17 protein-coding genes are annotated in these 24,443 nt (G+C 58.2%); all 17 read left to right on the forward strand.

Annotated features, from left to right (window positions below; genetic code table 11):
• Positions 1-49: 49 nt before the first annotated feature.
• On the forward strand, positions 50-5,212 hold the full coding sequence (locus SBC1_RS39130; RefSeq protein ID WP_165989520.1) for a DEAD/DEAH box helicase: 5,163 nt from the start codon (positions 50-52) through the stop codon (positions 5,210-5,212).
• Positions 5,209-8,070 (forward strand): helicase-related protein, encoded by a 2,862-nt coding sequence (locus SBC1_RS39135; protein WP_165989522.1) that lies wholly within the window; start codon positions 5,209-5,211, stop codon positions 8,068-8,070. Before SBC1_RS39130 ends, SBC1_RS39135 begins: the two co-directional genes overlap by 4 nt.
• Positions 8,067-12,383: an Eco57I restriction-modification methylase domain-containing protein gene (locus tag SBC1_RS39140; protein WP_165989524.1), complete on the forward strand. Its 4,317-nt coding sequence runs from the start codon at positions 8,067-8,069 to the stop codon at positions 12,381-12,383. The genes SBC1_RS39135 and SBC1_RS39140 overlap by 4 nt, the downstream gene beginning before the upstream one ends.
• A complete protein-coding gene (locus tag SBC1_RS39145; RefSeq protein WP_165989526.1) occupies positions 12,367-14,337 on the forward strand; it encodes a chromosome segregation protein SMC in 1,971 nt (656 codons plus the stop codon). Before SBC1_RS39140 ends, SBC1_RS39145 begins: the two co-directional genes overlap by 17 nt.
• A 350-nt stretch (positions 14,338-14,687) precedes the next feature.
• Positions 14,688-16,526 carry a DUF262 domain-containing protein gene (locus SBC1_RS39150; RefSeq protein ID WP_165989528.1) on the forward strand — a complete coding sequence of 613 codons (1,839 nt, stop codon included), beginning with the start codon at positions 14,688-14,690 and terminating at the stop codon, positions 16,524-16,526.
• 243 nt (positions 16,527-16,769) lie between these two features.
• Positions 16,770-16,940 (forward strand): hypothetical protein, encoded by a 171-nt coding sequence (locus SBC1_RS39155; protein ID WP_243830336.1) that lies wholly within the window; start codon positions 16,770-16,772, stop codon positions 16,938-16,940.
• A gap of 519 nt (positions 16,941-17,459) precedes the next feature.
• Positions 17,460-17,696: a hypothetical protein gene (locus tag SBC1_RS39160; protein WP_165989530.1), complete on the forward strand. Its 237-nt coding sequence runs from the start codon at positions 17,460-17,462 to the stop codon at positions 17,694-17,696.
• A gap of 782 nt (positions 17,697-18,478) precedes the next feature.
• Entirely contained in the window at positions 18,479-19,642 is a 1,164-nt protein-coding gene (locus SBC1_RS39165) for a PIN domain-containing protein (RefSeq protein WP_165989532.1), read from the forward strand.
• A gap of 35 nt (positions 19,643-19,677) precedes the next feature.
• Complete coding sequence (locus SBC1_RS39170; RefSeq protein WP_165989534.1) at positions 19,678-20,034, forward strand: hypothetical protein; 357 nt, start codon at positions 19,678-19,680, stop codon at positions 20,032-20,034.
• Positions 20,035-20,044: 10 nt separating this feature from the next.
• Positions 20,045-20,461, forward strand: coding sequence for a hypothetical protein (locus tag SBC1_RS39175; RefSeq protein WP_165989536.1), 417 nt, complete (start codon positions 20,045-20,047; stop codon positions 20,459-20,461).
• Complete coding sequence (locus tag SBC1_RS39180) at positions 20,458-20,637, forward strand: hypothetical protein (RefSeq protein WP_165989538.1); 180 nt, start codon at positions 20,458-20,460, stop codon at positions 20,635-20,637. Before SBC1_RS39175 ends, SBC1_RS39180 begins: the two co-directional genes overlap by 4 nt.
• A 1-nt stretch (position 20,638) precedes the next feature.
• Positions 20,639-21,085, forward strand: a complete 447-nt coding sequence (locus SBC1_RS39185) for a hypothetical protein (protein ID WP_165989539.1) — start codon at positions 20,639-20,641, stop codon at positions 21,083-21,085.
• 43 nt (positions 21,086-21,128) lie between these two features.
• Positions 21,129-21,443, forward strand: coding sequence for a hypothetical protein (locus SBC1_RS39190; protein WP_165989541.1), 315 nt, complete (start codon positions 21,129-21,131; stop codon positions 21,441-21,443).
• 2 nt (positions 21,444-21,445) lie between these two features.
• Positions 21,446-22,273, forward strand: a complete 828-nt coding sequence (locus SBC1_RS39195; RefSeq protein ID WP_165989543.1) for a hypothetical protein — start codon at positions 21,446-21,448, stop codon at positions 22,271-22,273.
• Positions 22,274-22,490: 217 nt separating this feature from the next.
• On the forward strand, positions 22,491-22,961 hold the full coding sequence (locus SBC1_RS39200) for a Fis family transcriptional regulator (protein WP_165989545.1): 471 nt from the start codon (positions 22,491-22,493) through the stop codon (positions 22,959-22,961).
• A 151-nt stretch (positions 22,962-23,112) separates the two neighbouring features.
• Positions 23,113-23,376 (forward strand): hypothetical protein, encoded by a 264-nt coding sequence (locus SBC1_RS39205; protein WP_165989546.1) that lies wholly within the window; start codon positions 23,113-23,115, stop codon positions 23,374-23,376.
• A 349-nt stretch (positions 23,377-23,725) separates the two neighbouring features.
• Positions 23,726-24,397, forward strand: coding sequence for a hypothetical protein (locus SBC1_RS39210; RefSeq protein WP_165989548.1), 672 nt, complete (start codon positions 23,726-23,728; stop codon positions 24,395-24,397).
• The last annotated feature ends 46 nt before the right edge of the window (positions 24,398-24,443 follow it).

Consider the following 24,443-nt stretch of genomic DNA (forward strand, 5'->3'; position numbering starts at 1 on the left):
CATTCACGAATGGTTAGCGCTCTACACGCGAATAAACTAGGGGCACCGCATGCACGTTCTTGAGACACATGGTCAAATCATTTCCGACTATGCGAGCTATATCCGCAGCTTCCTGAACATACAGGATCCACAGATCCTGTCTGAGGTCGAATCGAAGCTTTCGGACGGACGACTGTGGCCGGAGCCGCTGCTCCAATTCAATCCGGCTTTTCAGATGGTCGGTAGTGTCGCCGAGCAGGCGGCAAAGGGTGCGCTGCACCCTGCCTTGTCCGATATCTTCAAGGATTACCTTTTGTACAAACATCAGCTCGATGCCATTGAGCTGGGTAGCAAGGGTAAGGACTTTATCGTTACGTCCGGAACCGGATCCGGCAAATCGCTGACCTACATCGGATCGATATTCCACGATCTTCTTGAGCGGCCAAGCGAAAGCGGGGTGTGCGCTGTTGTCGTCTACCCGATGAATGCTCTCATCAATTCGCAATTCGAGGAATTTAAGCGTTATGAGCAGAACTACATAAAGAGTACCGGCAGGCCGTTCCCGATTTCGTTTGGTCAATATACAGGTCAGGAAAACGAGAACACGCGCAGCGCGATGCGTGAGCACCCGCCACAGGTTCTGCTCACAAACTACATGATGCTGGAGCTGCTGCTGACTCGCACTGCCGAGAGGCCAATCCGGGACGGTATCTACGCCAACCTGCGATTCCTGGTCTTCGATGAACTCCACACCTATCGCGGCCGGCAAGGTGCCGACGTCGCGATGCTCATTCGCCGAATTCAGGCTCAATGTGAACGTCGCGCTGTGTGCATCGGCACCTCAGCAACGATGGCATCGGGCGGTAGCGTCGCGAGCCAGAAGAGCCGCATCGCAGCGGTCGCTACTCAGCTCTTCGGCCGCACATTCGAACCGTCGCAAATCATTGGTGAGTCGCTTGCACGATCGCTGGCCCCGAGTGGAGAGATACCGGATAGAGAACGACTCGCTCAAGCCATCGCTGGGCCGCTAGACGTCGGCGCGCCGCTTGCCTCATTGAAAAGCCATCCTTTGGCTGTCTGGCTTGAGAACAAAGTAGCGCTTGCCGAGGTTGGTGCCGATTTGGTTCGAGGTCAGCCTAGACGGATTTCAGAGGTTGTCGACGAGTTGGTACAAGATGCGGATGTGTCACCTGTGGAGGCAGGATCAGCGGTTAGTTCGCTCTTGCAGTGGATTAGCAACGTCAATGAGGGACTGCAAGCCGACGGACAGCGCTATACGGTGCTTCCGTTTAAGTTGCATCAGTTCATTTCTCAGACGGGTTCGGTATACACAACACTTGATCAGGACGAGCATCGTTTCATCACGCTGGAACCTGGCGTCTATAAGGTCGACGAGAAGGAGAAAAAGCCAATCTATCCGAACGTTTTTAGCCGTATCAGTGGGTATGCCTTCATCTGTGTCACGCGGGTTGGCGATCGGCTTGAACCAAGGGAGTTCCGAGCATCGTCGGAGGACGACGAGGTCGCGAGTGATGGATACTTGATCGTCGGCGACGACGTCTGGGACGAACGCGATGACCTAGCCTTCTTGCCAGACTCTTGGCTGAACCGCAGTAAGACGGCACCCGACACGCGCAAACGGGCGCAGTTTCCGGTTCGATTGGGCTTCGATGAAACAGGTCGTTGCTCAGAAACAGAGCCGCTGCGGTGGTGGGGATGGTTCATGCGAGCCCCACTGCTATTCGACCCCACCGCTGGTGTGTTCTACGACACCAAAACGAACGAAGGAACGAAGCTCACCAAGTTGGGCAGCGAGGGGCGCAGTACCTCTACCACGATAACAACGTTCTCGATTCTCAACAGGCTCAGCGATGCGGGATATGCCGTCCGCGATCAGAAGCTGATCAGCTTCACTGATAACCGGCAGGACGCCGCACTGCAAGCGGGACACTTTAACGACTTCGTCGAGGTGATTCGCCTGCGAGCTGGTATTTATCAGGCTTTGTCGCGAGCCGGAGAAAAGGGCCTCACCTTCGAGCGTTTGGGGGCAGCGGTCTTTGAAGCGCTCGGACTCCCGTTCGTTGAGTACGCCAATAAAAACGAGGAGCCGGAGCTCGCTCACGTTAGGCGAAGCTATGAGGAGGCCTTTCAGACGTATTTGTTGTACCGCGCATTGGCGGACTTGCGCCGGAGCTGGCGAATCGTGTTACCGAATCTTGAGCAATGTGCTCTGCTCAACATCGGGTACACAGACCTTCCCGAGGTTGCAGACAACGACAAGTACTGGGACAAGGTACCCGTGTTGGACGAACTTTCACCGGGGGATCGAGCGGCATTCATAGCGACCATCCTCGACTTTTTCCGCCTCGAATATGCTGTCCACAGTGAAAACTACCTGACGCAAGCCAAGATCCGTGAGAACGAGAAGCTGTTTCGCGAGCGACTTAGATTACCGTGGACACTCGACCCGAATGAAAACATTCGTGAACCGTTCTACATGCGCTTCGAGACGTTGCATCGCGGTGCAAAGGTGTCGTCCAAGAGCATGGGTCCCGCTAGCGGCCTAGGTAAATTTATCAAGCTGTTCATCAAACAGCAGAGCATTGACGTCGATCTCCGCGGTGATCACTACATTGCCTTCATTCGGCTTCTGATGCAGAAACTGGAAGGTGCAGACTACCTTGTTTCGCAGCATGGCAAGGGCGAGACGAGCGACAATGTGCAGCTCTACCGCTTGCGGATCGAAAAGCTCGTCTGGCTGGCTGGCGATTTGAAGACGGTCAAGGCTGATCTTATCAAGAGGCGCAGTTACAAGGGCCAAGCGCCACAGCCGAATCTGTTCTTCCAGGGCCTATACCAGCGCAACTTCGCTCGCGCAAAACGGCTTCGCGCTGAGGACCATACAGGTCAGCTCGGAGTCGACGAGCGCCGCGACCGGGAAGATCGGTTCCGAGCCGACTGGTATCTGGATCAAAACAAGAAGGTGCTGGACGATTCACGCATTCGAAGCCAATCGATCAGTGCGCTGTACTGTTCACCAACGATGGAGCTTGGGATCGATATCGGTGGTTTGAGCGTCGTCCACCTTCGTAATGCGCCACCGAACCCCGCCAACTATGCGCAACGTGCCGGGCGCGCTGGCCGCGGAGGACAGGGGGCGCTGATTTTCACGTACTGTTCGACATATTCACCACACGATCGTCACTATTTCCAGCATCAGCAGGATCTTGTGGCTGGTGCTGTTCAGCCGCCGCGGCTCGACCTCGCAAATCGCGAACTGCTTCAAACTCACCTCAATGCACTGGCGATCTCCGAAGTAGGTCTTCCCGGGCTCGAAAACCATGCTGGCAATCGCCCCTCGGTCACCCGCTTTATCGACGAAGAGCAGCGTGAATTGCCGTTGCTCCCTTCAATGTATGCCGGCCTGGAACTTGGTCCGGCCACGCGTGATCGCTTGCGTGCAACGTTTCAGCGCGCCATTAAGGATATCTCTGCGGATCTAGAAGCACGGGCCGGGCATTGGTTTAACGACACTTGGATCGAACAGACACTGACCGGCCTTGCTGCGCATCTGGACAAATCAATTGACCGTTGGCGGGCGCTTTACCGCTCCGCGCGAACGACGCTGGACAGAGCGACCCAAAAGATCCAGAGCGGCACGCTTGGTCTCAGCAGCGACGAGTACCGAAAGTACAAGCGCAGCCAGGATCAGGCCACCCGCCAGTTGGATCTCCTGCGCAACCAGGGCGGCGGCTCCTCGGAGCTTTCTGAGTTCTACCCATATCGATACCTAGCTTCCGAGGGTTTTCTGCCGGGCTACAACTTCACGCGCCTACCGATCCGTGTATTCCTTCCTACTACGGACACGTCCGGTGAATTCATCTCGCGTCCGCGATCCATTGCACTGAGAGAATTTGGCCCGCTCAACATCATCTATCACCGCGGCCGAAAGTACCGCGTTTCACAACTGGTTGTGCAGGACGCAGACTCGGTGCTTATCGAGGCGAAGGTCAGCACGAAGGCGGGATATTTCTTAACGGGCGAGCAACTGCAACTCGAACATTGTCCATTCTCGGGCGTGAGCCTGTCAGACAACGCTAACAAAATCCATCTCCATCACCTTATGGAGATGGCCGAGTCGCGCGCCGAGGAGGTGGACCGAATTTCGTGCGAGGAAGAGGAGCGCACCTCCCGTGGTTTCGCAATTCAAACCTACTTTAGCATCGACGGTGGCAACACAGACCGCGTCAAGCGGGCAGCGATCAAGGCTAATGGTGAACCGTTGATGAACCTCATTTACGTTCCTGCGGCGCGTCTCGTGCATGTCAACGAAAAGTGGCGCGCTCAGCAGGCAGATGGGTTTCCGATTGGCCTTACTACAGGCGAGTGGCGTAGCTCAATGCCCGAAGACGAGGCACAAAGCCGGGAAGAGTTTCGACGTGTCAAGCTTTGGACATCAAATTTGGCGGACGCTCTTTACATCGTTCCGATTCAGGCTCTAGGTCTGAAGTCGGAAGGTGTGATTACGCTTCAGTACGCTCTTAAACGGGCCATCGAACAAGTCTTTCAAGTCGAGTCAAGCGAGATCGGTGTTATTGCAATCGGTGAGCCCAGCGCGCCGAATATCTTGCTCTATGAGGCCGCTGAAGGCAGCCTCGGCATACTTTCACGTTTTGTTGAAGACGTTAGTGCCTTCCAGACCGTAGTTAACCTCGCTAGAAATCTGTGCCGTTTTGACGACCCCAAGTACCTCGGGCCGGCGTCCTACGACGATCTGCTGAGTTACTACAACCAGCGCGATCATCAGATCATCGACCGCCACCTCATCAAGGATGCCCTGTCCAAGTTGGCCGCTTGTACCCTCGAGATTCATGCCAATTCAGGATACGGCAGCTACGAAGAGCACTACCAAAGCATGCTGAAGCACCTGGATCCGAGCTCGTCGACGGAGCGCAAATTCATCGAGCATCTGTATGGTCATGGCCTGCGCCTGCCCGACGCTGCACAGAAGCGGGTCGATGGTATTTATGTGCAGCCTGACTTCCACTACGAGCCGCGCGTCTGGGTCTTCTGTGATGGCACCCCTCACGACGATGCTGCCGTTCAGGCTGACGATGCCGCCAAGCGGCAGGCGATCATGGCCAAAGGGGATGAGGTCTGGGTCTATTACTATAAGGACGACCTTGCCGCCAAAGTCTCGGCTCGGCCGGACATTTTCAAGAAGGTCAGATGACCGTCTCACTCCAACCTGGAAAGCTGGTGTCGTTGCGCGGACGCGACTGGGTAGTGCTACCTTCCGACGAGGAAGACCTACTCATCCTGAGACCCTTAGGTGGCTCGGATGACGAGATCACCGGCCTCTACCTTCCGCTAGGCGGTGACCAGCCATCTGACGCCCGCTTCGCCCCGCCAACCTCCGAAGATCTGGGTGACTTCTCCACCGCCCGGGTCCTCTATGACGCCGCGCGCCTGGCGTTTCGAAATGGCGCCGGCCCGTTCAGGTGCCTAGCGAAATTGTCGTTTCGGCCGCGGTCGTACCAGATGGTTCCGCTCGTCATGGCCTTGCGGGAGGAGCCTACTCGCTTATTGATTGCGGATGATGTGGGCGTCGGCAAGACGATTGAATCACTTCTAATCGTCCGCGAACTGATCGAACGGCGCAAAATCAGGCGCTTTGCTGTGATCTGTCTGCCTCACCTGTGCGAGCAGTGGCAGGCTGAAATCCGCGCCAAGCTAGACATCGAGGCAGTGATTATCCGCTCCAACACCCAGGCCCGACTCGATCGGCAGATCCATGGCGACACCAGTGTCTACGACTATTACCCCTACCAGGTCATCAGTATTGACTTCATCAAGTCCGATACGCGGCGCGATGTCTTCATCGAGCAATGTCCGGAGCTGGTCATCGTCGATGAGGCGCACACTTGCGCTCGCCCGGCCGGCGCCTCGGCTAGCCAGCAGCAGCGCTATCACCTCGTCAGCCGAATTGCGCGCAAGCCGAATCAGCAGCTTATCCTTCTCACCGCAACCCCGCACAGCGGCAAGGCCGAGGAATTCCAGTCATTACTGGGTCTCATCCGGCCCGAATTTGAAACCATGGACCTCCCGTCCGCCAGCCAGGTGCAGCGGCGAGAGCTGGCCAAGCACTTTGTTCAGCGCAAGCGCGGCGACGTTGAAAAGTGGCTGGGCGAGGACACGCCATTCCCGCAGCGTGACGCGTTCGAACTGAACTATCCGCTGGCGCCTGGATACGCGGCGCTGTTCAATGAACTCATTGAGTTCTCGCGTAAGCTCATCGCCCCTGCCGAGGGCAAGCGCGAGCAACGGGTGCAGTACTGGACCGCACTCGCACTGCTTCGCGGCGTGATGTCCAGCCCTGCTGCGGGCGTGGAGATGCTCAACACGCGCATGTCGGGTCTCGCCAAGGCCGCGATAGCCGATGACGCCAAGGCTGAACAGGAAGACATCCTGAATCCTGTCGGTGACACCGAGTTTGGCCACGAGGGGGATAACGCGCCGACGCAGGTCATCGAGCGCGTGGACTGGTCGGAGCACCAGCGCCGGCAGCTGCGCGACTTTGCCCAGCGCCTTGGCGAGTTGGCAGGAAGTACGCATGATCAAAAGCTTGCCACCACTGAGCGTCAAATCAGCGAGTGGCTTGCAGAATCACCGGCGCTGTGCCCGGTCATCTTCTGTCGCTACATAGCCACCGCGCAGTACGTTGGTGAGTGGCTAGCCCCCGCGCTGCGCAAGAAGTACCCCAGACTCGATATCCAAGTCATCACCAGCGAACTCCCCGACGACCTGCGCAGGCAGCGCATTGAAGAAATGGGGCGCTCAAAGCTGCGGGTCCTGATCGCCACAGACTGTCTCAGCGAAGGCATCAATCTGCAGGAGCAGTTCACAGCCGTCCTGCACTACGACTTGCCGTGGAATCCGAACCGGCTCGAACAGCGAGAGGGGCGTGTTGATCGTTTTGGCCAACAGGCACCTATCGTCAAGGCGTGCATGCTCTACGGCGCCGACAACCCGATCGATGGCGTCGTGCTAGATGTCTTGTTACGCAAAGTGAAGGAAATCAAGCGTGCCACCGGTATCAACGTGCCGTTTCCGGAGGACTCGCAAAGCATCATCGACACCATTACGCAGGCGCTGCTGCTCAACCCCAGGCGGACGATCAGCACCCAGCGAAACGCGCAGGGCGTTCTGTTTGACTTCAGCGACTTCGAGGAGGCCGCCACGGCCAAGGCCGCCGTCACCCACAAGCTGGACCAAGCCGCCGCCCGTGAGAAGGCGTCGCGTAGCATCTTCGCTCAGCACGCGATCAAAGCGCACGAGATCGAGGCCGATCTTCGCGAGGTTGACGAAGCGATCGGCGACCCTAAGGCCGTGGAGTCGTTCGTGACCAGCGTACTCAACAACCTGCTGGGCGTGCAAATGGTGCCGCAGGGCAAAGGCTACCGGGTCGTTACAGCGAACATGCCGGCGCAACTGCGCGAGCTGCTCCCTGCCGGCGAAACCCTGTTGGCCAGCTTCCAATCGCCCACGCCCGAGGGCTTCCACTACATCGGTCGCAATCACCGCTTCGTGGAGCAGCTTTGCCAGGCAGTGATGGCTAACACGGTTAACCGTCAAGACAAGCGAGCGGCACGAGCTGCTGTAATCCGCACTCGCACTGTACAAACCAAGACTACCTTGCTGCTGTTCCGCTGTCGCAATGTCATCGAGCAGACGAAGAGCCACCAACAGATTGTGGCGGAAGAGATGCTGCTATGGGGCTGGCGTGGCACGCCGCAGGAGCAGCGCGAATACTTGGATCACGCGGCCGCCAAGACGTTGATCACCGAAGCTGCCGCATCGTCCGACCTGTCGCCTCAAGCCCGTGCCAGCTTTCTGGACAACGAGCTCATGCTGCTTGCTCAACTGGGCGACGCGTTCGAGCAAGTCGCCGAGCAACAATCGAAGCGCCTCGTAGACGCGCACGAGCGCTTTAGCTCTCTCATGGAAAAGCAGCGCTTTCAGGTCGTGTACCCTGTGCTTCCGATGGATTTACTGGGTGTATATGTGTTGCTGCCGGAGGGACCACAATGATCTACCCCAGCATCCGCATCGAAGGTGCAATCCTCTCGCCCGACATCCTCGACCGCCTCGACGATTTGGCGGGTCAACGTCCTGCCGATTTCGGCCTCGATGGCACCAACAAGGTCAAAGACGAGATCGCCCGAGCCTGGGCCGATGCTCAAGACTACTGGCGCATATTTCAACGCAAGCTGGAGTCTCTGCGTGAAGGCAGCCTTGCCACCACAGAGACTCGCCAGCAATGGGTGCTGCCCTTGCTCGGCCTCCTGGGCTATCAGCTCGACTACCAAGCCAAGAGCAGTGAGGTCAACGGAAAGAGTTATCCGCTGTCGCACCGTGTGGCCAATCGCGGCCAGACGGTGGTGCACATCAGCGGCTACCGCGACCTCGCGGGCTTGGACCGTAAGGCCGAGCAGCGCAGCGGTGCTTTGCGTATGTCGGCACATGCGATGGTGCAGGAGTACCTGAATCTATCCGACGAGCTTTACGGCCTGGTCACCAATGGCCGGATATTGCGCTTGCTTCGCGATAGCTCACGTCTGATCAAGCTCACCTACCTTGAGTTCGACCTTGACCGCATCTTCACGGACGGGCTGTTTGCCGACTTCGCCTTGCTGTACCGGCTGCTGCACGCTTCGCGACTGCCCGCTAGCCGCGACGACGCGGCGCAGAGCTGGATCGAGCGCTATCATCAGGACTCACTCGACGCTGGCTCGCGTATTCGCGAGGGGCTGAGCAAGGCGGTGGAACAGGCTATCACGGGGTTGGCAAACGGCTTCTTGCAGCACCGCGACAACGAAGCGCTTCGCCAGGAAATTGCCGGTAGCCGGCTGAGCGCGGAGGATTTCTACAAGCATCTGCTGCGCCTAATCTACCGACTGCTGTTCCTGATGGTGATCGAGGAGCGGGGGCTCGTTTTTCCCTCCAACGCGAACCCTAGGCACCGCAATCTGTATGAGCAGTTTTACAGTCTCATGCGCCTCCGCCGAATGAGCGAGAAGCGTCACCTTGCCGACCGCCGCCATGCTGACCTCTGGCCCGCACTGTTCGGCACGTTTCGTCTATTCGAAGCTGGTGGCCCCGGCTCGAAAATTGGCCTGGCCCCTCTGGCCGGTGACCTTTTCAGTCCGCAAGCCATCGGGCCGTTGGCGAGCTGTACGCTGGGCAACGACGTGCTGCTCACCGCGCTGCGCGCGCTCAATCTTTATACCCATCCCGACAATGGCCAGCTTATCCGTGTCAACTATGGCGCTCTCAATGTCGAGGAATTTGGTTCCGTTTACGAGGGGCTGCTCGAATACGAACCCACCTTCATGTACGATGGTCCGCGCACCGAGTTTCATTTCCGCAAAGGAGACGAGCGTGCCAATACCGGGTCGCACTACACACCCGACGAGCTGGTTCAGCCACTCATCAAGCACTCCCTTGACTACCTGATCGCGCAAAAGTTGAAGGAGAGGAACCCCGCCGAGGCGCTGCTCGATCTGCGCGTGGTCGACGTGGCCTGCGGCTCTGGGCACATCCTGCTGGCTTCTGCGCGGCGCATCGCTATTGAGCTGGCGATTGTCCGCACCGGTGAAGACCAGCCATCGCCCAGCGCCTTCCGCACAGCCATCCGCGACGTAATCCGCCATTGCATCTATGGGGTGGATTTGAACCCTCTAGCGGTGGAGCTGTGCAAGGTGGCGCTGTGGCTGGAGGCGCATAACCCCGGCGAGCCGCTGAACTTTCTGGACCATCGCATCAAGTGCGGCAATGCTATCGTGGGTTACGCACGTCGTGAGGACATCGAACGCGGCGTACCTGACGAGGCTTTCGTTACGATGCCAGGCGATGATAAAAACCTTGCGGCCGCACTGCGCAAGCGAAACAAGGCCGAGCGCACAGGCCAGACGACGCTGAAGTTTTCGCCAGAGATCGAGCGTCAGCTTGGCGAAGCGCTGGAGGCTTGGCATGCGCTAGACGCACTGCCTGAGCAAACGCCTGAGCAGATCGAGGACAAGAAGCAGCGCTTTGTGGACCTTACGCAGTCCGCTGACGCGATGCTGATGGAGCAATTGGCGGCGATTCCGATTGCACAGTTCTATATGCCCAAGGAGGTCGATCGGCCGGGACAGCATGTCACCGAGGCCGAGTTTCGTCGGTACTGGCGAGGCGAGCGAAAGCCGTTGGATCACCCCGCGGCGCTTGCTTGGGCGATGGCGGAGCGAAAGCGGTTCTTTCATTGGTTTCTGGAATTTCCCGAGGTGATTTCTCGGGGGGGATTTGACTGCATCCTTGGCAACCCGCCGTATCTTGGCGGCCAGGACCTGAGCGGGAGTTATGGGCACCCGTTCTGCGAATATGTGAAATGGCAGTTTGACCCGGCCGGACTGAGCGACTTGGTCGTCTATTTCGTTCGACGGATCTTCAATCTTTTGCGCCCGGGTGGATTCATGGCGTTCTTGACAACCAACTCGATCAAGGATGGCGACGTTCGAAAGGATGGCCTGGAGCAAGTCGTCGCAGGAGGCGGCGTGATTAACTTCGCTGTGCGCGGTATTAAATGGCCAGGGCGAGCGAAATTGGTCGTGTCTCTACTATCGATCAACAAGGGAAACTGGCAGGCGCAGCGATTCCTGGACGGCAAGCCCGTCTCCCACATAAACGCATTTCTGGAGGACGCGCAGGACGCCGGCGATCCAGTCGGTCTTGCCCAAAACGAACAGACGATGTTCCAAGGAACCATCTTCCTTGGGGACGGCTTTCTTCTGACTCCAACCGAAGCTGCTTCGTTGATCAAATCGAACGGCCGTACGGCCGAGGTCATCAGGCCGATAATCAATGGGCAAGAGATTAACAATAGCCCCGACCAGTCACCCGGTAGACAAATCATTAATTTCTTCGACTGGTCCGAGGACAAGGCGAGGACTTTTGGTGCGGCCTTCGAGCGCGTCGAGCAGTTAGTTAAGCCCGTCAGGGCCAGCGACAAGCGCGCGTCGCGTCGCGAGCGTTGGTGGCAGTACGCTGAGCGGGCTACCGGTCTATATAGCCGACTGAATGGCCTTGAGCGGTGCTTTGTAGCAGCGCGCACAACGAAGCATCTCAACTTCTCCGCGTCACCGTCGGACCGCGTTTTCTCGGACGCGCTATACGCCTTCACTACGGATCGGTGGGACCTCTACGCGGTCGTGCAATCCACCCTGCACGACGTCTGGGCTCGCAAGTACAGCGGGGCGTTGGAAACACGGCTGCGCTACTCGCCGTCGGACTGTTTCGAAACTTTCGCCGTCCCCGGCGACCTTTGGCAGGTCGCTCAGCCCGAGCTGGCCGTGATCGGCGAGCATTATCACGAACACCGCCGTGCGTTGATGCAGGAGTTGTGGTTAGGACTTACCGACATCTACAACCTCTTCCACGCTCGTGACCTGAATCTAGCGATGGTGGTCAAGGTCAGCAAGAAGCCCGAGTCCGTTGCCCAGGCCGGCTATGAAGGCCTGCTTGAACTGCGTCGGCTGCATGTGCAGCTTGACACCGCCGTGCGCGACGCCTACGGCTGGACGGACATTGTTCTCAGTCACGACTTCGTCGAAGTAGAAACTCTCCCTGAAAACGACCGCGTCCGTTACACCATCACCCCATCCGCGCGCAAGGACGTGCTCAAGCGACTACTCGCACTGAACCACGACCGAGCGAAGCTAGAGGCCGAGCGGCGCATAGTGTCCGCAGCTGTTGAGCGGAAGCCGCGCGTCGGCAAGCAGCCAGCGGATTCGAGTTTGCCACTGTTCGACACTGATTTCGTGGTGCACGCGCCGATCGAAGCTGCGCCATTTACGACTTCCAGCGTCGAGATGGCGGCGCTTCCGGACAGCGCCTGGGCTCGATACGGCACCGATCGATCAAATGACGAACTGGCCAGCTTGGTTGCCGTGCTCAAGACATTGGGGAAGCCGATCCCCGCGCGGGAAGTGCGCCTGATCGCGTTCATGTGCATGGAGCCTCGTCTGATGATGCCATTGCTCGCTGCCGATGAAGGGCGACAATGGTTGCGCCTCGTGGGAGCTGAAGCCCAAGCGTTGCCGGCAGGTGTAGCGCAGCTCGGGCCGCAAACCGATGGGGCTTGGGGCCGCGCCGTTACCCAGCTGCGGGGAAGCGGTGGACTGATCGAGGACGCTGTCGCCAGAACTTGGGGGCCTGGGGTGACGTTGGGCGAGTTCGAGACGGCTGGGTGGCCCGACGGTCGTGCAGCGATGGCTGTCCGCATGCTCCGCGCGCGCGGTGCCGACTCCATGCTTCTGTCACTGCCATCTGATCTTCGGGAGTTTGTTGATGCCAAGGCAGCCTGACCTGTTCGGCCATGCTGCGCTGACGGTTCAGCCGGAGTCCGGCCGTACCCAGCCTCGGCTATGGGTACGCCGGCTCACAATCTGGAGTGATTCGGACACGCGCCTCCGGGATATCGAGCTGCGGCCGGGTCTCAACATCATCTGGTCCCCGGATCCCAGTGACCAATCAAATAGCGGCGACACGGACTACCTGGGGCATGGCAGTGGCAAGACGCTGTTCTGCCGCCTACTACGGTTCTGTCTGGGCGAGGACCGCTACGTTCCGGACGAGCAGCGATTGCGGATCGCCACAGCCCTTCCTGAAGGGTGGGTGTCTGCCGAAGTGCTGGTAGATGGTGCACTTTGGGGAATACTGAGGCCGCTCGGTGCAGGCCGGCCTCACTACGCTGTTCCCGACGCGTCGCCAGAGGAGCTATTGGCGGGGAACATACCTGCAACCGGGATCGAGCCATTGCTCGAAGTCGTCGAGCGGCAGATCGTGACCCCAGGCGTCGCCGCGCTGATTCCAGGCGAGCATCGGCTCGACGCCTGGCGCGTTGCATTGGCATTGCTCACGCGCGACCAGGAGTGCCGTTTCGACCGTGTGTTGGAGTGGCGATCCGCGGATTCCGATTCGGGATCGCCGACACGCTCGATGTCGGCCGCAAAGCACCTAGACGCGTTGCGGGCCTTTGTCGGTGCCATCGTTGCCGAGGAGCTGCAACTGCGGGCCGAGATATCTGCGCTTGATGAGCGTTACAAGGCCTCTAGCCAAGATGTTGCCCGCCGAAAATGGGCGAGTGATCGACTCCGCGCTGAGGTCGCGACTGCTGTGGGGCTGAGTCCAGACGATCTTCCGAAGGGACGGCTTTCGATCGAGGCGTTGCGCAAGGCAGCGACGCAGAACGTGGCGCGGCTGGCAAGAGTGAGCCCGTCCTGGGACGCGGGTGACCTGGAAGCGCTCCGTGCGGAGTACGACGAGCAACGCCAACTTGTCTCTGCTCTCGAACAACACCTGGCGGTAGCACAAGCTCAACTTCCAGAGATCGATATGCTGGTGCGGCGGATGAGGGGAGAAATGCCGGGCATCTCCGCCCAAGTCGCCAAGTCAGCGACGCCCATCTGCCCCGTTTGCGAAGTCCCGATTGACCGTGCGCTCGCCGAGGGCTGTGGGATGTCTCACAAACTGCCCGACCTCCAGGCAATTCGCGATCGGCGTCAGTGCCATATCGACGAGATCGCCACCGAAGAGCGGCGCCGTAAGGAAATAAACGACAGTGTCGCATCAACGTTGCAGGCTTTGGTGCCGGCGCGTGTAGCTCGGGACGCACAGCGTGCACGAGTCAGGGCAGCCCAGCGCTTCCACGATGCCCGTTCCGGTGCTTGGTTCAAGGCGCGTCGAGTTATTGACGATGTGAAGCGTCTCGACGGAATGTTGAGCGAGCTAGACCTCGAAGAGGCGCAAGCCGGTTCCCATGCGGCGGAGGTGGAAGAGAAGCGAGAGTTGACGGGCACGTTCCGGGAGGCGCAGCGCGAAGTATTTGACCGACTGTCACGTTTCTTTGATGGGGTGATCCGTGAAATTGTCGGCCCCATGGCGCACGGCAAGGTCTCTCTCGATGGCAACGGGTTGAAGCTGGTCGTGGAGTTGGGAGGGGAACGCTCGACCGCGGCGATTGATTCACTCAAGGTCATCGCATTCGATCTGGCCGTAATGTGCATGAGCATTGAAGGCGGCACTCGACTTCCGGCCTTTTTGCTGCACGATAGCCCACGAGAAGCCGATCTCGGTTTGAGCGTCTACCACCGATTATTCGCTCTAGCCAAAGGATTGGAGGCCCCAGGGCCGGCTTTGTTTCAGTACATTGTGACTACAACTACTCAGCCACCCGATGAAGTTCAAATCAGGCCATGGTTGCGCGAAAGCCTACGTGGCTCGCCGGCGCAGGAGCGACTGCTTAGGTTGGATTTGTAGCGGTGCACTTCGGCGCTGATGCGTGAGGAGGGCGTTCGAGTTCGCCTCCCTTTTCACTGACGCTTTTTAGCGGCAGGCATCTCGTCGACGCCGCCCCGCGTGGCCGAGCGCCTAACGGCATCACGTCTTGACGATTGCGCTCTGGCTGGCTAAATCAGATTGCCTGCGAGCGCGGCGGCCACCTGCTTCATCTGCTCAACCAAGCTGTGTTACCGTGCTTTAATTTCCGAGTTCTGAAGCTACCCCAAGTGCAGCGGAACAAGCCACGGTATCTGATTGCGGCCAATTTGGAAAATATTGTTGCTATAGCATCCCGCAAACACACAGACACTTTGACAGAATAAAGAACCATGGCACGCATTGAGAACCAACAGCACACCATAAACACCGCTTTCAGAGACACCTATTACATCGTTCCCGACTATCAGCGCGAGTATGTTTGGACCGACAAGGAAGTCACACAGTTGCTCGACGACATCAACGAGCAGATCGACGCTGGGTTGTCGCGTCCGTATTTCGTGGGGACCGTACTGGTGTCACCGAGCCACGAGGTAGACCACTACGAGGTTATCGACGGACAGCAGCGGCTTACCACCTTTTTCCTGCTGCTCTGCGCGCTCAAGAATTTGTTCAGACCGGACGGGCAATACAAACAACTGCTTACCAATCTCGTATCGATGAGCTATACCGATACGAAGGGTGACATACGCACAAAGCTCAAGCTTGAGCCTAGATATGAGCATGCAGGCGATGTGATGCACAAGCTCGTGGAAATGGACGCAGACCCGCAAACAGTCAGGGCCGCAATCCAAGCCTCTACGATCCCAAGCTTCGGCTCGCTAGAGAACTTGATAGGTGCCTATAGCACTATCTACAACTATCTAAAAGACAACTACCCAGACACCGCGGAACTCAAAAAGTATTGGGGATACCTGGCAAACAATGTCGTCTTCATTCAGATCTCAACTGATGTCAGTAGCGCGCTGAAGATTTTCGAGACGATTAATGAGCGAGGCGTCGGTCTCAACCCGATGGACCTCCTCAAGAACCTTCTGTTTACCCAGGTCAGACAGGACGAGTTCACGCGCCTTAAAGACGAGTGGAAGAAGATAACAAAGCCGTTGGAGCAGGCAAAGGAAAAGCCCCTTCGGTTCCTTCGCTACTTCCTCATGGCGAACTATGTTATCAAGAATTCCCGCAATGATGCCGTAGTGCGCGAGGACGAAATCTATGACTGGTTTGTCGATAAAGAGAATGCTGGCCTGTGTGGCTACGCAGCGCAGCCATTTGACTTCGTGCGGAAAGTCATCGTCAGCGTGGAGAACTACATTGCGTTCAGCAACGGCCAAGGCAATGACCGCAAGCCAAGCGTGCCCATGGAGAATCTGAAGCGGCTCACAGGCGGCGCCTTCAGCTTGCACTATGTGCTGCTGCTTGCGGCATCTGGTCTCCCCAAGGCACTGTTTGACCACTTCGTCAAACAGCTTGAAAGCTTTCTGTTCTACTACATCTTCACGAAGACGCCTACAAAGGATCTTGAACGCAGCTTTTCGTTATGGGCGGACGAGCTTCGGGCAATTTGTGCCGTCACGGACCTGGCTTCCCAGAAGGCGGGATTGAATTCGTTCGTCGCTGAGCGTTTCGAGACCAACATGCAAAGCAAGGCGGCCGAGCTTAACGACGCGCTGAAGCGCTTCACACTTCATTCCATGCAGCAATATAGGTCCCGCTACCTCGTTGCTAAGGTTACGCAGTATGTTGAGATGGCCTTCCAGGGGACGAAAGGTCCGCAGAGCTTGGCACCATACATTGGCCTGGAGATAGAACATATCCTGCCTCAAACGCCGGCAGCGGAACTGATCGAGTCGTGGACCAAAGCAAATCCTGACCAGGGGTATTACCTCTACACAGCGAAGCTTGGCAACCTTACCTTGCTTGAAAAACCTATCAACATAGTGGCTAGCAACGATTTCTTCGCGGCGAAAAAGGCAATCTACCAAGAGTCTGGTAACTATCTTACCCGCAGCCTTGCTGGCCTCAGTAAGGTCGGGCAGAACACATCGATCACCCGAATCAACGAAAAGCTTGCGGCATTCGACACATGGGATGCGAAGGCAATAGAAGATCGCCAAGATATGCTTGTTCGACTAGCAAACGAGGTTTGGAAGACAACGTCAATCGACCAATAAGGGGTGCTGTCAGGAAACGGAATAAATCGTACGTTAGCCGCACTGCACAATCAATAAAATCAACGACTTGTCGTCATGAGCTCCGGCAGCGTTGGTGATCGGTACACATAGTGGGAGAGAGGCCCTATCGGACAAGGCTTTCCGGACCGCTGACGTACGAAAAAGCCCGTATCCTGAGTGCACCCCTGGATACACTCGAAAAGTCGTTGGCCGATCTTCGGGACCACGAGTAGGAAAAGACTTATGAAACTCATTGCTGTTGCTCGCCGTTGGCGCGAAGAAAATGGCTATGTCGGCCGGGGTGGCGTGATCGTGCTGTTCGAAGGTGACGTGCAGAGCTGGTTCAACACACTGCGCAATCCAGAGCATTGGCAACCGGGTTGTGTTGCTATCGATGAGGACGGTAGGAGTTGAACTGCCATTGCGGGGAATCAGGGCGACGGTGCGTTGATGTGGCTGCCCGATCACCCGATCTAGGAAAACCGCGCGATGCATACTGGGTAACTCATCGGTGTAGACCGCCCGTGCTTTGGGAAGCGGTTCGTTTTGCGGCGGTCGCCGGCGCATACAGATCGTCGGAACCAGGAGCATCAACGCGACCGGGGGGCGAACGTCTCGGCTCACACCCGAGCCATCGGGCGATAGCGGCGATGGCTTTCAAAGATCGGTGCGGGAGCTTATTATTTTTCGCCTTGTCCATCGGCGCTTTATAACGTGTCATTTCCTCATCGCGAAAGCACATATGTGCGACTGGGACCAGTCGAGGCCTACGCAGCCCTTCACCTCCGCACGATGGTGGTACTGAATAGTGCCGTCATACTCTCGCTGCACTCGGCTGACCGGTCGCGCGCTCCAGAGGGACTCCTATCATTGCGAGACGGCGATCAGATCTCGACTCCTCATCTGAAATTCGTCCTACCGGGGATCTCGAGTGTGCAGTGGCGATTTTTCGAATGCATTGAAGACGACGAATACCGCCTTAGCGCCGTTGCAGACGACGTGGTCGTGGCCTTGTCGATGAAACGCGGGCACATCGAGTCCCGGTTCCTCGGAGAGGGCCGTCTGCGTGGCACGGCCGCACAACTGATCGTGACGATCGAAAACGGACACCGCGGACGGACATCCGTGTCTGCCGACGATTGGTTGGCCACCGGCGAAGGCGAGGACTGATTCCATAAGGTCGAGCGTGTACGTCAACGAATCGCAAGTGGTTCGCGCCAAGTGGAGCACTCCGTCAGCGCCTGGCGTTTACAACGTCGAAAAGGCAGCCTTGGCGTCGCGGATTCGCGAAGCACAAACGTCTCCAGAACGGGCGACGCGTCTTCTGCCGCAGATCCTTGACTTCAAACGACAGAGTAGCCAGCATGACCTGGTCGATCGGCGCAAGGCGCTGCGCGATCTGCATCCTGGGCTGCACGCCACGTATATTAAAACGCGATAGCTCGCAGCTGTCGGATTCGACCAAAGAGGGCGTTGGCTGTTACCTCGAAACGCCAGGCATCAATCCCTAGCGGTGGTTCAACGATGAAAATCGTTAATGCAACTAACTATCTGTCGATCTTTTATCCGCCTTCAACCCCGTCTTGCCGCACCCGTGAGCAGTAACCAGTCCAGTATTACCCACAACACCAACATTGCTCCCAAGGCTGCCGACCCATCGCACCGTTCGGAGCAATCCGCCAACGGCTCCGCGCTTGCCCGAACCGATCTTGATTAGCAAATTTTAGTGAGCGTTCCGCACTGGCAGCGGTGTTGGACGTGGAGTGAAGTTTTTCCGATCGTTAGTTGCAATATATAACTCTTGCCGACGCAATTCATAGCTACTGAACATTCTGGGGGTAATGTTCAGCAGAGGAAATAAGGAGTATTTTTATCGGTTTAAAAATACCCATCAACGTGGCACACTTGCCACACCCTCTACGACCGATAGCGACGCTTCCATGGACCAGGCGATGCAGGATGACATCCAGCAAGGCGACTTCGAAGCCATCGTCCTCGACACCTCGGTGTTCGACGCACAGCAGCTTCGCCTTGAAACCGGTCTTCTCCGGCGGGTCGCGCAGTTCCACGACGGCGCGATCCGGGTGCTGTTGCCGGATGTCATCGCCCGCGAAGTCGAGGCGCATCTGCTGGCTGCAGCGAAAGAAGCGCAGGGTGCACTACAGCGGGCGGTTCGGCTCGCACGTAACGCCGGACTGCTCGAGCAGCTCGAGGACGGAAGCGTCGTCGACACATTGCTGGATGCCGTTGCGGCGCCTGCGACGGCCGATAGTGTCGCGCATCAGCGCCTGCAGGACTGGATCGGGCAAACCGGCGCCGACGTGCTGCGTTCGGGCGAGCACGTAAGCCTTGACGAGGTGATGCTGCGCTACTTCGACGCGAAGCCTCCGTTCTCGGCCAGCGGCGACAAGAAGCACGAGTTCCCCGACGCAATTGCGCTGCTCACGCTGGAGCGCTGGGCCGAGCAGCAGAACACGAAGGTATTGGCTGTCTCGGCCGACGGCGACTGGCAACGCTATGGTGCGCAGTCAGCGCGAATCGTGGTCGTCAAGGATCTAACGGAGGCGCTAGGCGCATTCCAGCAGCACACGGCGCGGTACGCCTGCCGGCGTGTCGGGGAGCTGCTGGGGGAGGGTGACCCGATTGGGCTGACGCAGGCGCTTGAGCAGATTACGCGCGAGCAGTTGGCCGAAAAGCTGTCCTTCGGGGTGTACGCCTCCTCGCCCTACGATTTTGAGCAGGACAGGGCCCAGTGGTCATTGCAGCGCATCGCGCTGCCGGACACCAGGATTGCGGCGAGATACTTTTCGGCGGTCGACTTCACCGACGGTGTATTGGTCATCCATGTGACCTATACCGCTCATCTGAAGGTAACTAGCACCTTCAGGTACTTCGATCGGGACGCCCAGGACCAGCGCCTCGATATTGGCATCGGCACAGTGGTCTCCGACGAGCAGGTCGAACTCGAGGCGCTGGTCTCGCTCGACGGAAAGATTCCCGATCACATGACGGTCAAGGACATTGAGATCTTGCCTGCCTCGCACTTGCTGGAACTGGGCGATATCAAACCGGACGTTCTGATCGTACGTGGCAACCATGACATCCAGATTCGCTAGCGACTCCGTCGTCTCGCCCACACGCGGCGAAAAACATGGCCAATACGCTTGAACTCATGGTGCTGGCCCTGCCGCTGGAACTCGCTCCCGAGTCGTTGCCGCCAGTGGTCAAGCGGTTCGTCGCTGACTGCTGGCCCGGCATGAGCCGCGCGCAGCTGATCTCCCGTGCTCGGCGCCAAGCACTGCACCCGTCGCTGCGCGCCATAGCGAACAATCCGGGCGCGGGTGCGCCCGGCGAAACCGGCCACTTCAGCCTGACGCTGACGGCCGAGGGCATGTCGGTCCAGCTTGTCGCGCATCTGCGGCGCGTCAGGCAGCTGCGCGTGTCGGCGCGGCCGGCGAAGGCGTCGAAGCCGCCTGCGCGCGATCCGCGGCAGGGCAGTCTTTTTTAAAGGGGAAGTCGTGAGCCTATCGATACTCAGCGCGGACTGTCGCAGCCGGCTTTACCGGATTGTGTGGGAGACGATCGAAGGTGAGAGCGTGCACGCTTTCATCCTGGCGGGCTCGCGGGCGGAGGCGAAATATCTGTTGCACAAGGCCATTGTCCTTCTCGGTCGGGAGCCTGACGACGAACCGTCTCTGTTCAATCTGAACTCGTTCGAAGACCTGGTCAACGAGGGAATCAGTGAGGACGAGGATCTGCGCGTGTTCGAAACGGACTGGAGCCGGGAGGATGGTGAAATGCGGCCGAACTGGATGACGCGCCCACTTTTTCTGCTGCACGATCCGACCTTGCTCGGCAAGTGGACAGAGTTGCAGGAGGATCTCGCTGCACAGTACACCCGCGACGTGATCGGACGGGCGGGGCGGGGCCGATGAACAGCATCGTGTGTCACCCCTTCTATCAGATTGCCCAGGGCGGCGCAATGGTGCTTCCCGAAGTTCAGCAGCTAACGGCGGCGCAGCTGGCGTTCACCGGGTATCTGGACAAGTGGGCCGTGACGGATAAGAGCGGCAACCCACGCTGTGCCGACACCTATAGAGAAGCGCCCTAACGTGACCGCCCTCTACACGCCAATGATCGGGCAGGTATCCGACATTGATGTGCGGCTGTACAGCCATCTTTTCCAGTGCCAGATGACGCATCGCGCGTTCGAACGTGCACTCGGGTCCTTCGAGGAGGTCGACAAGGTTTTTCGGGTGGGGCAGAAGGTGCGTGCGGAGTCGCTCCGGTCAGGGGAACCGCTGACGCAGGCGTTTCGGGAAGAACACGCGCATCTGGAAGCGATGATCCAGTTTCATGCGACGCGGGCAGTGCGAGCGTGGAACTACTGCACGGAGCACGCAGAGCTGGCCACGTATTTTCTCGATCGTCTGGTCTTTAACCGTTGGCCACGACCACTGGCACGACTGCGTATGCGTTGGAGGCCGAACGACATCGACCGGCGCTTCGCGAATCTGCTTCGCACGGGCGAAATGCCGAAGGGCGAGGGCACCGAGTGAACACGGCAGATGACCTATCCGGAACCGAAAATCAGTTATTCCCATGACCCAACGTTCTCTGAAAACCACCATTGCCGATCGCCCCGTGACAGTCCAGATGGGCTGGGACGCTCGATTGCAGTACCACTTCATGGTGATCGATTTTGACGACAGCGACGACGATGAGCCGCTGTACAGCAACCTATCCGACGAGAGTGCAGGCCTGGCCGGGCAGCTCAAGTATTTCGCGAAGAAGGCGCGGTCGTTCGGCATCGAGATACCGCAAGCCATGTTGGCCAAACTCCAGACCGACGAGGCGCTGAATCTCGGCAATGCAACATCGACCTTCGATGCAACCGGCATCGAGCGGCAGGAGTAACGGTGGGCCGCCCGCGCATTCAATGGGACGATACGCAACTGCGCTTGATCATGAGCGGGATCGAGCGTTATGACCGGCAGTTTCCGCAGGACAACGCGCGCTTTCTGGACGCGGTGATTGACGAGATCCGCCTCGTCACCGGAAGGCTGTATGGCGTGTCGACCTACGTCCGTTTATTGGGCGTCACTGTTGTCACACGTCGTCCAGGAACGACTACGATTCAGAAGGCGATCGATCGCGCGCAGGCACTGACGCCGGGTACGTTGCCCGCCGGCGACAATTCTGAGGCACCGAGTTTCGACGTGCACACGCTGCGTCGCGCGGTGGAGCCGGTTGTCCGGGACGCACTTGGACCCGTGCACGAGCTGCTCGCCCAACTGTTGGCGACCAGGCCGTCGCCTAGCGACGGACCCAGCACGATGCCGGCAGGCGACGAGGCGATTCACGCGAGATTGACCCAGACGGCTTTGGAGGACGCACACGCACGCGTGCGCCGCCTCGAGGAAGACAACGGACGGCTCAGGCGCGAACTAGGTCAGGCAGAAGCGCACGCATCGATCGCCGAGACGCGCATCGCGCATCTGCTTGTAGAGTTGCATACCACGATCGCTGAGTCGTCGAGCGGCGCGAGAGCGTTGGCGAAAGTCGCGGAGCAACTACGCGGGACTGAGCAGTTCCTAAAACTCCAAAACGACTCCGTTCACCTGCAGGCGACCGCCGAGGCGGACGCCTTGCGTCGGCACGTAAAACAGCTGCAGGAGCGCGTAGACCACCTGCTTCTCGACAATGACCAGTATCGCCGAGCGCTGGTTGCGAAGGGCGGCAAGTAATCGAAGGACGGTCGAAGCCTTCAAGTCCGGGGGCCTTCAGGAGACGTACGCTAGCCGTACAACAACCTCACTGTGTCCGTGCTACATGTAGCAACGGATCCATTGATGTAATCTTGGAAAGCTTGTTTTTATTTTTGAATGCACTGGCGCTCTCCGTGGAGCAACTGCAGGAACGCGTCGACGGCCTGCTTCTCGACAAAGAAAATTGGACTTACGGATGGCAACGTCGAAGAAACGAAAGAAGGAAAAACCGATGCCCGCGATGTCGAGGCACCTGAAAGCTTTGTTCTTGCCGATGGATCAGTCTTCCGTCAATCAGATTAGTCTTCAGTTTCGGCTGGCGCTCGAAACGATCCGACATGGGGCCGGGAATCGTGCGTCGGCCCATTGCCTGGCTCAAGTGACACTACTAACTGGATTTCTAACGCAAGCGGGACACGGCCTGCTTGAAACCAAATTTCTCGATAGCGTCGAGCGTCAAGTTTCAGATCTACTCGATCATGGTCGCGATTCGGGTGAGTGGCTTTTTCCGCAACCTCTGGTCGAAGCACTTACGGTTATCGTGAACGAGCACGACCGACAACTGCGGGAAACCCGTCTGCAAGCAATTGTTGAAGCGAGCCGCCGATTAGATAAGCTCATACGAAGCAGTCCAGCAAAGCAGCGCCTTGCCGGCTTTGATTCATAGGGATAACCTTCGTCATTCAGAAGGTCCGGACCGACTTCGCTGCAGCGAGTATGAGCGCAGGGTTCTCTCACCAGACAATTTTGCTCGCTTCAATGACGGTGTTATCCAGGCGGCAATATTGAGGGCAAGTAGCGGTGACGAGCTGATCTACGTGGCCACGCACACCGAGAGCTTTAGCAATCAGTTGTGCGACTTGTTGCTCAAGATTATCGAAGGAGCGAAAGACCAAATGGGCGAGGCGCTCTCGGAGTTTGTCCTTGCATTGGGAATGAGCCGTATCCGGCTTGATGCGGATGACAAACGAAGGGGCCTCGAGAAAATTGAGGCGTGTCGGGACCAGTTGCCAACTATCGTTGTTTGCATTGCGCAAGCCATTGAGAATGGAGTTGTTGGTTCACCGCGTTGGGAACCGTGACCAGGCAGAAGGGCCAAAATCGCATCGTAGCGAGTGACAGATTTACCGTCGCAACGGTGGCGGAATTTGTGAGGTCTACGCGGGTCGGGGGTCGAACGCAAGCTGCTAGGAAAGATCGCGAAGACGGCGTGCGACGCGCTGCACATGGCGACCGATAAGATAGCCGCGAATCCGCGGGGCCCCCTAGACAGGCTTGCTTCGCCCACCTCGGTCGTTTAATATCTTCGGTGGCGTCTGGGCCGAACCTGTTCCCGGGTTAAAGCAGACAAAGCTTCCATGTAATCGAGCGGACTCCATTCCGGATCGATGTGTAATCGGGAACCGTCGATCGAATAGCCTGGAGTGCCGTATGACTGCCCCTCTTCTTAGTGCGCCGTCACTTGATGCGCTGAAACGCGCCCTTGTCGACGGATTTCCCCGAGTTAAATCGTCCCACCTGTCTGAAGCACTGGCCTTCGGGCTAGGATTTCGGACCCACGCCTCGCTCAAGAGCGCGCTGGATCAGCCGGAGGCTGAACGGCCCCCGATGTCGCTGGACCTTGAACAGCTACGCGAGCGCTTGTACCAGCTCGGTTATCGCGACGACGAGGCATTCCATATCGCACGGACATCGGTGGAGAAACAGTTTCCGGGATGGCTTCGCGCAGATGCGTTAGATGAGAAGCGAGGCGCCTTGACAGTCGGATTCGATCCATTGAATCTGGAGACCGCGGTCAACGCCGTGATGAAGTCGGCCGCGGAGAAAGAACAGGACATCACGTTCTCAATGGACACCGCGAAGCGCGTTGATTTGCGCGATCGTGATCAGGTACGCACACATCTGATGGATCAGATCCGCCAGCGCTACGAGCAGGCCAAAAAGCGTCCGGGCGGGGTACGAATCGCCTACATTGAGCGCGTCGTCTTCTCTCCCGTCGGTTTCGTCTTCGAGAAGCACATCGGCGAAATGCATCCGCCGCCGATAGCCGCGGAGACCGGCGGCCCCATCGCCCATCTCGCCTATTTCTGGTCGGTGTTGTGACGCGCCGCTCAGGTACTTTATCGCCCCTCTCGTCAAACGCCCCCTA

This window comes from Caballeronia sp. SBC1, from assembly GCF_011493005.1.
Taxonomy (GTDB): domain Bacteria; phylum Pseudomonadota; class Gammaproteobacteria; order Burkholderiales; family Burkholderiaceae; genus Caballeronia.

Bases quoted from the DNA above. Each gene is read 5' to 3' on its own strand.
- SBC1_RS39130 (WP_165989520.1), top strand. From the start codon at position 50: ATGCACGTTCTTGAGACACATGGTCAAATCATTTCCGACTATGCGAGC.
- SBC1_RS39135 (WP_165989522.1), top strand. From the start codon at position 5,209: ATGACCGTCTCACTCCAACCTGGAAAGCTGGTGTCGTTGCGCGGACGC.
- SBC1_RS39140 (WP_165989524.1), top strand. From the start codon at position 8,067: ATGATCTACCCCAGCATCCGCATCGAAGGTGCAATCCTCTCGCCCGAC.
- SBC1_RS39145 (WP_165989526.1), top strand. From the start codon at position 12,367: ATGCCAAGGCAGCCTGACCTGTTCGGCCATGCTGCGCTGACGGTTCAG.
- SBC1_RS39150 (WP_165989528.1), top strand. From the start codon at position 14,688: ATGGCACGCATTGAGAACCAACAGCACACCATAAACACCGCTTTCAGA.
- SBC1_RS39155 (WP_243830336.1), top strand. From the start codon at position 16,770: ATGAAACTCATTGCTGTTGCTCGCCGTTGGCGCGAAGAAAATGGCTAT.
- SBC1_RS39165 (WP_165989532.1), top strand. From the start codon at position 18,479: ATGCAGGATGACATCCAGCAAGGCGACTTCGAAGCCATCGTCCTCGAC.
- SBC1_RS39170 (WP_165989534.1), top strand. From the start codon at position 19,678: ATGGCCAATACGCTTGAACTCATGGTGCTGGCCCTGCCGCTGGAACTC.
- SBC1_RS39180 (WP_165989538.1), top strand. From the start codon at position 20,458: ATGAACAGCATCGTGTGTCACCCCTTCTATCAGATTGCCCAGGGCGGC.
- SBC1_RS39190 (WP_165989541.1), top strand. From the start codon at position 21,129: ATGACCCAACGTTCTCTGAAAACCACCATTGCCGATCGCCCCGTGACA.
- SBC1_RS39200 (WP_165989545.1), top strand. From the start codon at position 22,491: ATGGCAACGTCGAAGAAACGAAAGAAGGAAAAACCGATGCCCGCGATG.
- SBC1_RS39210 (WP_165989548.1), top strand. From the start codon at position 23,726: ATGACTGCCCCTCTTCTTAGTGCGCCGTCACTTGATGCGCTGAAACGC.